The 12,575-nt window shown below is 55.4% G+C and carries 12 protein-coding genes; 9 read left to right on the forward strand and 3 right to left on the reverse strand.

What is annotated here, in order from left to right; translation table 11 throughout:
- Nucleotides 1-209 precede the first annotated feature (209 nt).
- The 4 genes from AAIG39_RS00800 to AAIG39_RS00815 are packed head-to-tail and all read left to right on the forward strand — an operon-like array spanning nt 210 to nt 4,973.
- Nucleotides 210-1,040: a transketolase gene (locus tag AAIG39_RS00800; RefSeq protein ID WP_090082123.1), complete on the forward strand. Its 831-nt coding sequence runs from the start codon at nt 210-212 to the stop codon at nt 1,038-1,040.
- Nucleotides 1,033-1,977, forward strand: a complete 945-nt coding sequence (locus tag AAIG39_RS00805; protein WP_343192975.1) for a transketolase family protein — start codon at nt 1,033-1,035, stop codon at nt 1,975-1,977. Before AAIG39_RS00800 ends, AAIG39_RS00805 begins: the two co-directional genes overlap by 8 nt.
- 34 nt (nt 1,978-2,011) lie before the next feature.
- Complete coding sequence (locus tag AAIG39_RS00810; RefSeq protein ID WP_090082126.1) at nt 2,012-3,430, forward strand: L-fucose/L-arabinose isomerase family protein; 1,419 nt, start codon at nt 2,012-2,014, stop codon at nt 3,428-3,430.
- Between the two features lie 31 nt (nt 3,431-3,461).
- Nucleotides 3,462-4,973 carry an FGGY family carbohydrate kinase gene (locus AAIG39_RS00815; protein WP_343192976.1) on the forward strand — a complete coding sequence of 504 codons (1,512 nt, stop codon included), beginning with the start codon at nt 3,462-3,464 and terminating at the stop codon, nt 4,971-4,973.
- A gap of 61 nt (nt 4,974-5,034) precedes the next feature.
- On the opposite strand, the gene AAIG39_RS00820 is transcribed toward AAIG39_RS00815, so the two are convergent.
- Nucleotides 5,035-5,196 (reverse strand): Hok/Gef family protein, encoded by a 162-nt coding sequence (locus tag AAIG39_RS00820; protein ID WP_090082130.1) that lies wholly within the window; start codon nt 5,194-5,196, stop codon nt 5,035-5,037.
- A gap of 395 nt (nt 5,197-5,591) precedes the next feature.
- Between AAIG39_RS00820 and AAIG39_RS00825 the strand changes: the two genes are divergently transcribed.
- From AAIG39_RS00825 to AAIG39_RS00845, 5 genes are all read left to right on the forward strand, one after another.
- Nucleotides 5,592-7,160 carry an ABC transporter substrate-binding protein gene (locus AAIG39_RS00825; protein ID WP_343192977.1) on the forward strand — a complete coding sequence of 523 codons (1,569 nt, stop codon included), beginning with the start codon at nt 5,592-5,594 and terminating at the stop codon, nt 7,158-7,160.
- 78 nt (nt 7,161-7,238) lie between these two features.
- On the forward strand, nt 7,239-8,261 hold the full coding sequence (locus tag AAIG39_RS00830) for an ABC transporter permease (RefSeq protein ID WP_343192978.1): 1,023 nt from the start codon (nt 7,239-7,241) through the stop codon (nt 8,259-8,261).
- The gene (locus tag AAIG39_RS00835; protein ID WP_090082136.1) at nt 8,261-9,094 is read left to right on the forward strand and encodes an ABC transporter permease; all 834 of its coding nucleotides are present in this window, start codon (nt 8,261-8,263) and stop codon (nt 9,092-9,094) included. Before AAIG39_RS00830 ends, AAIG39_RS00835 begins: the two co-directional genes overlap by 1 nt.
- Nucleotides 9,087-9,923 (forward strand): ABC transporter ATP-binding protein, encoded by an 837-nt coding sequence (locus AAIG39_RS00840; RefSeq protein ID WP_343192979.1) that lies wholly within the window; start codon nt 9,087-9,089, stop codon nt 9,921-9,923. Before AAIG39_RS00835 ends, AAIG39_RS00840 begins: the two co-directional genes overlap by 8 nt.
- Nucleotides 9,910-10,614: an ABC transporter ATP-binding protein gene (locus tag AAIG39_RS00845; protein WP_343192980.1), complete on the forward strand. Its 705-nt coding sequence runs from the start codon at nt 9,910-9,912 to the stop codon at nt 10,612-10,614. Before AAIG39_RS00840 ends, AAIG39_RS00845 begins: the two co-directional genes overlap by 14 nt.
- 77 nt (nt 10,615-10,691) lie before the next feature.
- On the opposite strand, the gene AAIG39_RS00850 is transcribed toward AAIG39_RS00845, so the two are convergent.
- Entirely contained in the window at nt 10,692-10,844 is a 153-nt protein-coding gene (locus AAIG39_RS00850; RefSeq protein ID WP_139223017.1) for a Hok/Gef family protein, read from the reverse strand.
- A 237-nt stretch (nt 10,845-11,081) separates the two neighbouring features.
- Complete coding sequence (locus tag AAIG39_RS00855) at nt 11,082-12,422, reverse strand: aspartate aminotransferase family protein (protein ID WP_090082141.1); 1,341 nt, start codon at nt 12,420-12,422, stop codon at nt 11,082-11,084.
- Nucleotides 12,423-12,575: the final 153 nt, after the last annotated feature.

The following is a 12,575-nucleotide window of genomic DNA, read 5'->3' on the forward strand; positions in this document are numbered from 1 at the left end:
TTCCATATTGCTCGCACAAGGCGTAGACAAACCCCAGGACAAGGCATATCTTTACCTATGAATAATAAATCAGTAGTGAATATATATTCAAAGCATTAACAACCTGACGTTTGACTTTGCGAAATCGACCGCAAAATGGTGCGCAGGTGCGCTTTTTCACCCTGACTGAATATTTATTCAAAATAGATTATAAATTCATGAGGTGGACTATGAATCCGTTTTCGCTCTCTGTAGCGGAGCTTGAAAAAAAAGCACGCGCCGTACGCCGTCGCATCATCGTGCTGAATGCCGAAAGCCCGGCAGGCGGGCACACGGGTGCAGACCTATCCCAGGTTGAGCTGCTGACTGCGCTCTACTTCCGTATTCTGAACTGTTCGCCAGAGCTGAAAGACAGCGATGAACGCGACATTTACATCCAGTCAAAAGGTCACGCGGTGGGCGGTTATTACTGCATCCTGGCGGAAGCCGGATTTATCCCTGTTGACTGGCTTTCAACCTATCAGCATCCCGATTCGCATCTGCCGGGCCATCCGGTAAAACATAAAACGCCGGGTATTGAACTCAATACCGGCGCACTGGGCCACGGCCTGCCAGTTGCCGTCGGTATAGCCCTGGCGGCCAAACGCAGCAACAGCAAACGCCGGGTGTTTGTCGTGACCGGCGATGGTGAACTGGCTGAGGGCAGCAACTGGGAAGCCGCGCTGGTCGCCGCCCATTACCAGCTCGACAATCTGGTCATTATTAACGACAAGAATAGCCTTCAGCTGGCCGGCCCGACCAAAGAGATCATGAACACCGATCCGCTGGACGAAAAATGGCGCGCCTTCGGCATGCAGGTAACCGAGTGTAATGGTAACGATATGGCTGATGTGGTGGCGACGCTGGAAGGATTGCAGCCTGCCGGGAAACCGCACGTTGTGATTGCTTATACCACCAAAGGCGCTGGCATCTCCTTTATTCAGGGGCGTCCGGAGTGGCACCACCGGGTGCCGAAAGGGGAAGAAGTTGAACTGGCTCTGGAGGAACTGAAAGATGAGTAATAGCGAACATCTCGCAACGGTGATGGTAAATGCGTTTATCGATGCCGTTGACCGTGGCGTAGACCTGGTGCCGGTGGTGGCAGATTCCACCTCCACGGCCAAGATTTCACCCTTTATGAAGAGGTTTCCGGGTCGCCTGGTGAACGTGGGTATCGCCGAGCAAACGCTGGTGGGTGCCGCCGCAGGACTTGCCATTGGCGGAAAAGTCGCGGTGACCTGTAACGCCGCGCCATTTTTGATCTCGCGGGCCAATGAACAGATCAAAGTGGACGTTTGCTACAACAATACCAACGTGAAACTGTTTGGCCTGAACGCCGGTGCCAGTTATGGCCCGCTGGCCAGTACGCACCACAGTATTGACGATATTTCCGTGCTGCGCGGTTTTGGCAACATCGAAATTTACGCCCCCTCCTGCCCCGTTGAATGCCGTCAGATAATCGACTATGCGCTGGATCACGTCGGCCCGGTCTATATCCGTCTGGACGGCAAAGCGCTGCCGGAACTGCACGATGAAGGCTACCAGTTCAGGCCTGGCGAGATTGATGTGCTGCGCGAAGGGAGAGACGTTGCGCTGGTGGCGATGGGATCAACAGTCCATGAAATTGTCGCCGCCGCCACACAACTGGCAGAAGCCGGTATTGAGGCCAGTGTTATCAGTGTACCGTCTATTCGTCCATGCAATACCTCGCAGTTACTGGCCGCACTGAAAACCTGTAAAGCTGTCGTCAGCGTTGAAGAGCACAACGTCAACGGTGGCGTGGGCAGCCTGGTCGCCGAAGTGCTGGCAGAAGCCGGATACGGCATCCCGCTTTGCCGTCTCGGTATCCCTGATGGTCAATATGCTATCGCCGCCGATCGGGCCTCCACCCGCGCACGCCATGAGATTGACGCCGCAGGCGTGGTGAAAAACGTCCGTGAACTGCTGGCACGGCAATAAAAATAATAAAGAGCAACTTACTGGAGAGAGAGCAATGTCCCGAATTCCTCAACAACTGACCATGGCGGTTATCATTGGCAACCGTGGATTTTTCCCGAGTTACCTGGTGGCAGAGGCCCGTGAACAGGCGGTTGCCCTGTTTGGCCGTCTTGGCATCAAAACCATTATGCTCGACGAGACCCAGACCGAACTCGGCGGCGTTGAAACCCGCCAGGATGCCAAAACCTGTGCCGAACTGTTCCGCGCCCACCGTGATGAGATTCATGGCGTGGTTGTGCTTCTGCCAAACTTCGGCGATGAAAAAGCGGTGGCGGAAACCCTTCGCCTGTCGGGTCTGAACGTCCCGGTACTGGTACAGGCAGAAGAAGATAATCTGGATAAGATGGGGCTGGCGACGCGCCGCGACAGCTTCTGCGGCAAGATCTCCTTGTGCAACAACCTGCGCCAGTACGGCATCCCGTTCACCCTGACCACACAGCACGTTTGCGCCCTGAGCGGTGAGGTTTTTGAACAGGATCTGAGGCGTTTTGAGCAAATCTGCCGCGTGGTGAGCAGCATGCGTGGCGTTCGTGTGGGGGCCATCGGCGCACGTCCGGCCGGTTTTAATACCGTTCGTTACAGCGAAAAATTGCTTGAGCGCCTGGGCATTGCAGTGGAAACCCTGGATCTCTCCGAAGTCTTCACCCGTATCAAATTACTGCGCGATGACGATATCCGCGTTGATGAGAAACGCCGACTGTTGCTCGATAACGCCGACGCCAGCGGTATCGCCGCTGACAAACTGCTCACCATGGCGAAACTGTTTGTGGTAATCAGCGAATGGGTTATCGCCAACGATATCGACACCACGGCCATTCAGTGCTGGACCTCATTGCAGGAAAACCTGGGCATTAACGTCTGCTCCATCATGAGTGTGATGTCCGGTCAATTGATGCCATCAGCCTGTGAAGTCGACGTGATGGGTGCGCTTTCTATGTACGCGCTGGCAAGCGCCAACATGAGTCCGGCCTCGATTGCCGACTGGAATAACAATTTTGGCGATGATCGCGACAAATGTGTGCTCTTTCACTGCGGTAACTTTGCTGCTGCCAGCCTGGAAACTCCACATATGGGCACCGCCGATATTATCGGTACCACCGTGGGTAAAGAGAACACCTGTGGCGCAGTACATGGTCGACTGAAATCCGGCCCCCTCACCTATTTCCGTCTGAGCACCGACGATTTGACCGGGGAAATCAAAGCCTATGTGGGCGAAGGCAAATCCGTCGACGATCCGCTGGATACCGTCGGCTGCCGCGCGGTTATTCAGGTTCCGCATCTGGAAGAGTTACTGACCTACATCTGCCGTAACGGTTTTGAACACCACGTGGCGATGAACCATGCGGCCAGCGGCGCCATCCTGCATGAAGCCTTTACGCGCTATCTCGGTGTTGATACTTACCTGCACCAGTAACGTGTGCACATGGGCATGATGGAGAAATACCGTGTCGAAAGATATTGTCATTGCGCTTGATGAAGGGACGACCAACGCAAAAGCCGTCGCGCTGGATGAACAGGGCAACGTGGTGGCGAAAAGTTCGCGCTCGTTGTCGATCCAGACACCACGCGAGGGCTGGGTAGAGCAGTCCGGCGAACTGCTGTTGCAGGCATCGCTGGCGGTAACAGGCGAGGTCATTGCGCAGGTTGGCGCCGGACGCGTAGCCGCACTGGCGGTCAGCAATCAGCGGGAAACGGCCATTGGCTGGTATCGCGCAAGCGGGGTGCCATTAGGTCCGGCCATCTCCTGGCAATGCTCGCGCACGGCAGATTTTTGTCATGCCCTGCGCGAGCAAGGTCAGGAAGCAAAAATTAAAGCGGTGACGGGTCTGCCCGTCGCCCCGCTGTTTTCTGCGTCCAAAATGTGCTGGCTGCTTAATTCGGTGCCCAATGGTCAGGCGCTGGCGGAGCAAGGCGAAATTTGCCTGGGGACGATAGACAGTTGGCTGCTCTGGCACCTGACGGCGGGCGAGGCGTTTTGCTGCGACTACTCTAACGCTTCGCGCACACAACTACTGAATCTCAACACCGCCGACTGGGACGCGGAGATGCTGGCGCTCTTTCGGATCCCCCGTCAGGCATTACCCGAAATTCGCCCCTCCAGCGGGTTATTTGGTTATACGAAAGGGCTGGGTGCAATTCCGGATGGTATCCCGGTGATGGCGATGATTGGCGATTCGCACGCGGCGTTATTCGCCCACAGCATTGGCGCCGCCGGGTGTGTGAAAGCAACGTACGGTACCGGTTCATCGGTGATGGCTCCGGTGGCATCCGCGCAGTGTGACGTGAAATCGCTGGCGACCACCGTGGCCTGGCACGATGGCGAGCGGCTGGTGTATGGGCTGGAGGGCAACATTCCCCATACTGGCGACGCCGTGGCATGGATGGCGGAAAGCACCGGCTTAAGCGAATTGCCGCAAGCGGAACTGGCGCAAGCCCTGAATTCGCTGCCTGCCTCGGTGGAGTCAACGCTTGGCGTCTATTTTGTTCCGGCACTGACGGGGCTGGGCGCGCCGTGGTGGGACGAAGATGCGCGTGGTCTGATCCATGGTCTGAGTCGTGGGGTCAAGCGCGCGCATCTGGTGCGTGCGGCGCTGGAATCCATCGCCTATCAAATTGCCGACGTAGTGGTTGCCATGCGCCAGCACGGCGATTTTGCTTTAAAAGCACTGATGGTCGATGGTGGTCCCACTAAAAACGACTGGCTGATGCAGTATCAGGCGGACCTGCTGGGTTGCCCGGTGATGCGCAGCGACGTCCCGGAGTTATCGGCAATGGGGGCCGCACTTCTGGCACGTAAAGCACTATTGCAGGTCGATAGCGAACAGCTTCGCCAGTATCTTCCTGAGCATGTGACCTTTACACCGGACGACCTGCGCCACGGTAGATTGCAAAATCGCTGGCATGACTGGCAAAGCGCCGTGCAGCTTGCCCGCAGACAGAAAACGCAGGCAGGTTAAGAGTTTGGGTGCATGAGGTTTAAACCTGACAAGATGGGTTGCGGGGATTGCTCCCCGCAGTTCAGATTAGCGACTTCTTCGGTTCGTAAGCGAGACTAGCTTTAAACTCAATACCACGTTGCCTGTAGCTCATCTCGCAAAGCGAGTCCCGTACTAACAGCGTGAAACCCAGTGCCGTTATACACAGCACCACGATCGCCACCAGGGCGTACTTTGTCAGCATGTCATTGCCTGCGTGCAATAAAGAGACTAACATCCAACCTGTCCAGGGTTCGGATGTAAGCCTCAGGTTGATAACACTATCTCCAGGGGCTTTCACCTTTCTGAACCCTGCAATGCCTAGCTCAGAAAGCCTCAGGCACCCGCGAGAATGCTACCCGTTTACTTCCCTGCAGACGAATAAAACTGTATTTCTATCCAGCTAATTTCTCTTTTTCAGAAAAGATAAAAAACGCTAAAACCCGGACCGCTTTTTCGGCTTCATTTTCATAGCCAAATAATCTGGTTTATTCCCTAAGCGCATAAATAAAGACGAATTTAAACTTTAAGAAAAATCGGAAGCAGCCTAATTTAACGATACAAAATAATCACACTTAATTAACTTTACAGGGATCTCATATGGCCAAAAAACTGCTCCCCCTCGTCATCATGACACTGCTTTCTGCCACCAGCTATGCTGCGACGCCACCGGATACCCTGGTTGTTGCACAAGGGCTGGACGATATTGTCAGCCTGGACCCGGCCGAGGCCAATGAGCTTTCCAGTATCCAGACCGTACCCAGCCTCTATCAGCGCCTGGTTCAGCCTGACCGTGAGAATCCGGAAAAAATTAACCCGGTGTTGGCGGAAAGCTGGCAGCCTGATGCGGCAGCCAAAACCCTGACTATCAAACTAAAGAGTGATGCGAAGTTTGCCTCCGGCAACCCGCTGCGCCCGGAAGACGTGATTTTCTCCTACACCCGCGCGGTCACCATGAATAAATCCCCGGCCTTTATTCTGAACGTCCTGGGCTGGGAACCGGACAATATTACCAGCCAGTTAAAGAAAATCGATGATCATACGATTCAGTTGCACTGGACGGCGGATGTCAGCCCGGCGGTAGCACTGAATATTCTCTCTACCCCTATTGCCTCAATAGTGGATGAGAAGCTGGTGAGCGCGAACATCAAAGATAATGATTTTGGTAATGCCTGGCTTAAGCTGCACTCTGCGGGTAGCGGCGCATACAAAATGCGCGTTTATCAACCGCATCAGGCTATCGTACTGGACGCCAATGCCACCTCACCGGGCGGCGCGCCAAAACTGAAAAATATCATTATTAAAAATGTGCCGGATCCGGCCTCCCGCCGTCTGTTAATTCAACAAGGCGATGCCGATGTGGCGCGCGATCTCGGCGCCGATCAGATCAGCGCGTTAACAGATAAAAAAGGCATTAAGGTGCTGAGTATTCCGTCTGCTGAGCAGAACTATCTGGTCTTTAACACCGGCAACAGCGCGAACCCGTTACTCAACAACCCGGCATTCTGGGAAGCGGCGCGCTGGCTGGTCGATTACGACGGCATCACTAAAGATTTGCTGAAAGGGCAATATTTTGTCCATCAGAGTTTCCTGCCGGTCGGCCTGCCTGGCGCGCTGGAAGATAACCCGTTTAAATTCGATCCGGCGAAAGCAAAAGAGATCCTCGCAAAAGCGGGGATTAAAGATGCGCACTTCACGCTGGACGTTGAAAACAAACCGCCTTTCATCACTATCGCCCAGTCCATGCAGGCCAGTTTTGCCCAGGGCGGCGTGAAGGTGGATCTGTTACCCGCTGCGGGTAGCCAGGTCTATGCGCGTGTGCGTGCCAAACAACATCAGGCGGCAATTCGTTTGTGGATCCCGGATTACTTTGACGCCCACTCCAATGCCAGCGCCTTCGCCTACAATGACGGTAAATCCAGTACGGTTGCCGGGTTAAATGGCTGGCAGATCCCCGAATTGAACAAAGCAACGCTCGCGGCGGTCGCCGAGCCGGATGCTGCTAAACGTCTGGAACTGTACAAAACAATGCAGCAAGAGTTGCAGCACAAATCTCCTTATATCTTTGTTGATCAGGGGAAAACGCAAATCGTGGTGCGTGATAATGTGAAAGGTTATCAGCAAGGGTTAAATGCGGATATGGTGTGGTATGACCGCGTAACCAAGTAAGTGAATGATTGCGCCGGTGACCCTCTCTCATTACGGGGGAGGGTTATCATTTAAGAATGATGTCATTAAGAGTTAGTCATGTCTCACATCTCACCCAGGCTGTTACGGGTTATCCAGACCCTGATAACCCTCGTCCTGACGTTGTTTGGTCTGTTACTGGTTACCTTTTCACTCTCGGCACTCTCGCCCGTTGACCGTGTGCTGCAAATTGTCGGCGACCACGCCAGCCAGTCGACCTACGATCAGGTCCGTCACCAGCTCGGGCTGGATCAACCGCTTCCCGTGCAGTTCTGGCACTATTTACTGAGCCTGTCTCACGGTGATTTAGGCACCGCCAGCGCTACAGGGCAACCGGTCTTACAGGATTTACTCTCCGCGTTTCCTGCCACGCTGGAGCTGGCCACCCTCGCATTGATTATCGGCACAGCGCTAGGTATTTTCGCAGGCGTGCTATGCGCTCGTTTTGCCGGTTCCCCGCTGGATCTGGCGGTGCGCACCTTTACCCTACTCGGTAACTCAGTCCCCATCTTCTGGCTCGGTCTGTTAATGCTGGCGCTGTTCTACGCTAACCTGCAGTGGAGCGCAGGTCCCGGCAGGCTGGATGATATTTATCAGTACACTGTCACTGCGCAGACCGGCTTTGTACTGATTGATACCTGGCTTTCCGGCGACAGCCAGGCATTCAGAAATGCCCTGAGTCATATGGTGCTTCCGGTCACCCTGCTCGCCTATTATTCTCTGGCCAGCATTACCCGCCTGACCCGCTCGGCCTGCCTGGGCGAGTTGAATAAAGAGTACATCTTGCTGGCGCGCGCAAAGGGGGCTGGCGAGATGACAATCATGCTGCGCCATATCCTGCCGAATATTCGGGGCACACTCCTGACCGTGGTCGCGCTGTCGTATACCAGCATGCTGGAAGGCGCGGTGCTGACCGAAACCGTCTTTTCCTGGCCTGGGATTGGCCGCTATCTTACGACCGCGCTGTTTGCTGGCGACACCACCGCAATCATGGGCGGTACGCTGGTTATCGGTGTCTGCTTTGTCCTGATAAACAATCTCGCCGACCTGCTGGTACGGCTCACTGATCCGAGGATTCGCTAATGCCGACGACTCTCTTTTTACGCCGTCTGCGCCATTCGCCCGCGGGTTTTAGCGGATTGATTATCGTGGGATTACTCCTGCTGGTTGCCGTACTGGCACCCTGGCTGGCGCCGCAAGACCCCAACTGGCAGGATGCCGCATCGCGCTTACAGCCCCCCTCGGCCGCCCATTGGCTTGGAACCGACAGCTATGGTCGTGACTTGCTGTCACGACTTATTTACGGCACGCGTCCGGCGCTGGGGCTGGTAGCCCTGGTCACTATTATTACGCTGCCTGCCGGTTTGCTGGTCGGCATTCTCTCTGGTTATTACGGTGGCTGGCTGGAACGTGTGCTGATGCGCTTTACCGATGTGGTCATGTCAATGCCGCGTCTTATCCTCGCGTTCGCATTTGTCGCCATGCTTGGCCCGGGCCTCGTCAATGGTGCACTCGCACTCGCGCTGACCACATGGCCTGCCTATGCGCGGCAGGCACGCAGCGAGATCCAGCGTCTTCGCCACAGCGATTATCTGGCAGCGGCAGAGATGATGGGGATCCGCGGCTGGCGGTTATTGCTGGGGCATATTCTGCCGCTCTGCCTGCCGTCAGCGATTGTACGTCTGGCCCTGGATCTGGCGGGCATCATCCTCGCCGCCGCCGGGCTGGGATTTTTAGGCCTGGGGGCACGCCCACCGATGGCGGAATGGGGAGCCATGATCGCCGATGGCATGCAGGTTATCTTCGATCAGTGGTGGATTGCCGCCGCTCCCGGTGCGGTCATTTTACTGGCAAGTCTTGCATTTAACCTGTTGGGCGATGGCCTGCGCGATGTACTGGAGCCACAGCATGACTGAAAAACGGATTGTCGTATCGGGGCTTAATGTCGATTATCCCGGCACCCGCGTGGTCAATAACCTGAACTTTACCCTGGGAAATGAGCGCCTCGCGCTGGTGGGCGAATCTGGCTCCGGTAAATCAATGACCGCCCGCGCACTGATGGGGCTGGTACGTAAACCCGGCATAGTCAGCGCCAGTGAACTGAGCGTATCCGGGCACAATTTACTGACCCTTGAAAATAAAGCATGGCGCGCACTGCGCGGCAATGGCATTGCGATGGTATTACAAGACCCACGCTATGCGCTCAATCCAGTACAAACTGTGTTTGCACAACTGGACGAAGCTCTGACGCTCCACCAGCGTCTGAACCGTAAACAGCGGCTGGAAAAAATAAACGAAGCATTGCGCGCTGTGGAGCTGGAACCTGCGGTATTGCAACGCTATCCCGGAGAGCTTTCCGGTGGTATGGGCCAGCGCGTGATGATCGCTATCGCGCTGGTTAACGATCCCCAGGTGCTGATTGCGGATGAACCCACCTCAGCCCTGGACGCGCGCCTGCGCAATCAAATCCTTGAACTGCTGGTGGCGCAATGTGAACAGCGGAAAATGGCCATGCTGCTTATCAGCCACGATTTGCCGCTGGTCGCGCAGCATTGCCATCGCGTACTGGTTATGTACCAGGGGCAAAAGGTGGATGAAATGCCCGCCAGCGAACTCCCTAATGCCACGCATCCTTACACGCGCACGTTGTGGACCTGCCGTCCGCAGGCGCAAACCTATGGTCAAATGCTCCCGACGCTTGACCGCAGCCAAATTTTTACGGAGTCAGATCATGGCCATCGCTGAAATTCGCCATCTGGAGGTAAGCTTCGGGGAAAAAACTGTCGTCCGCGATGCCAGTTTTACCCTCGAACAGGGCGAGACGTTTAGTCTGATTGGCGCATCAGGCTGTGGCAAATCAACGCTGATGCGGGTACTGGCTGGGCTGCAGCGCGAATGGCGAGGCGAAATGTCACTGTTCGGCTCAGAGATAAAAGCGGGCGTACGTTACCAGGGAGCATTGCGACGCAACGTACAAATGGTTTTTCAGGATCCGTATGCTTCACTGCACCCCAACCACACGCTGTACCGCACTCTCGCGGAGCCGCTACAGATCCACCGCGAGAAAGCGCCAGAGCAGCGGGTCAGCACAGCACTGGAAGAGGTGGGGCTTCCTGCGGATGCGGCCAGACGCTACCCGCATCAACTTTCTGGTGGACAGCGTCAGCGCGTAGCGATCGCCCGGGCGCTATTGTTGCGCCCGCAAATTCTTCTGCTTGATGAGCCGACATCGGCGCTGGATATGTCAATCCAGGCAGAGATCCTCAACTTACTGAACCGCCTGAAAGCCCAGCACAAAATGAGCTATTTGTTGGTTAGCCACGATGCGGACGTCATTGCGCATATGTCTGACCGGGCCGCCTTGATGGCGAACGGCAAAATCGAACGCTTTTTTGACCGGGATGCGCTGGCTCGTGGCGAACACCGCATGGGGTAAATGAAATGGGTTTGGGTGCGTGAGGATTCTACCTGATAAGCGGAATTGCGGGGATTGCTCCCCGCAATTCTGATTAGCTACTTCTTCGGTTCGTAAGCGAGAACAGCCTTAAACTCCGTATCCCGTTGTTTGAACGTCATCTCGCAAAGCGAGTCCCGTACTAACAGCGTGAAACCCAGTGCCGCCATACACAGCACCACGATCGCCACCAGGGCGTACTTTGTCAGCATGTCGTTGCCTCCGTGCAAAAAAGAGACTAACATCCAACTTGTTCAGGGTTGGGATGTAAGCCTCAGGTTGATAACACTATCTCCTGGGGCTTTCACCTTTCTGAACCCTGCAAATGCCTGGCTCAGAAAGCCTCAGGCACCCGCGAACATCCTAACCTCTTCATTTCCTTTGCACGAAAGAAAAGCTGTATTTATATCCAGTTAACTTCACTTTTCAGAATAGGTTCAGGCGTGACGCTATGACTTCGCCAGGCTGCCAAACTGCCCAAGCACGGCATCAAAAATCGCCAGCCCTTTTTGCACTTCTGCAGCACTCATGGTGCACGGCGGTACCACGTGAATACGGTTTTCGGCGATAAAAGGCAAAATACCCGCCTGGAGCAACGCACCTTTGATCGCCGCCATATCGGCCGCGGCTACTGGCGTTTTCGCCACGCGGTCGGTGACCAGTTCCAGCGCCTGGAACATTCCACGCCCACGCACATCGCCGATCAACGCATGTTTCTGCGCCAGTGACGTCAGGCCTGCGCGCAGCACGCCGTCCCCTACCGTCGCCGCGTTTTCTACCACTTTTTCCTCTTTCATCGCATCGAGGGTGGCAACAATCGCCGACATCGCCAGCGGATGACCGGAATAGGTCAGGCCGCCTGCAAAGAAGTGGTCGTCAAAATAGTGCGAAATTTTCCCGGAGATAATGACGCCGCCCGCCGGTACGTAACCCGCATTGACGCCTTTTGCAAAGGTGATGAGATCAGGAACAATGCCATCCTGCTCGAAGGCAAACCAGCTCCCGGTGCGGCCAAAACCGGCCATCACTTCATCGACAATCAGTACAATGCCAAACTCATCTGCCAGCGCACGTACGCCTTGCATATAGCCTTTTGGCGGCACCAGAATCCCGGCGGTGCCCGGTACGGACTCCAGCAGGATGGCAGCAACAGAATTCGGCCCTTCACACTCAATCATCCGGCGCAGATGCGCCAGTGCGCGCTGGCACTCTTCTTCCTCGGTCGTGGCGTTAAATTCGCTGCGATACAGGTACGGGTTAAAGAAGTGAACGTGCCCACGGGCATATTCGTTCGGGATACGGCGGGAGTCGCCCGTTGCCACAATAGCGCTGCCGGTATTCCCGTGGTAGGAACGGTATGCAGAAAAAATCTTATCGCGCCCGGTGTACATACGCGCCATACGCATGGCGTTCTCGTTGGCGTCGGCACCGGCGTTAGTAAAGAACACCTTGCTAAAGCCTTCGGGTGCCAGGTCTACGATGCGTTTTGCCGCTTCACCGCGCGCGAGGTTTGCCGTCGCCGGCGCGATAGTGGTCAGCTCTTCCAGTTGTGCCTTCATTGCCGCCAGAACGCGCGGATGTTGATAACCGATATTGACGTTTACCAGTTGGCTGCTGAAATCCAGATACGTGTTGCCATCGTAATCCCACAATTCGCACCCTTTGGCACCGGCGATCACCAGCGGATTGAGGCTGCCTTGCATCGACCATGAATGGAACACATACGAACGGTCCAGCTGACGTACATCATCGTTGGTTATCGCCATCTCGCTCTGAAGTGCCAGTTTCATACCCTGCTCCTTTCATACCGTTGTTGTTGATTCCATCATGCGGCGCGCCACCCACAGTCAGGTAGAGCCAGTCTTGTTAGCGGCATGTGACACACGTGTCACATATTTACTCACCAACTGGCTCTGTCTCTCCTGCGCGCGCGTTTTTTATAG

It is taken from the genome of Phytobacter palmae, assembly GCF_039409775.1.
In the GTDB taxonomy this organism is placed as follows: Bacteria; Pseudomonadota; Gammaproteobacteria; order Enterobacterales; family Enterobacteriaceae; genus Phytobacter; species Phytobacter palmae.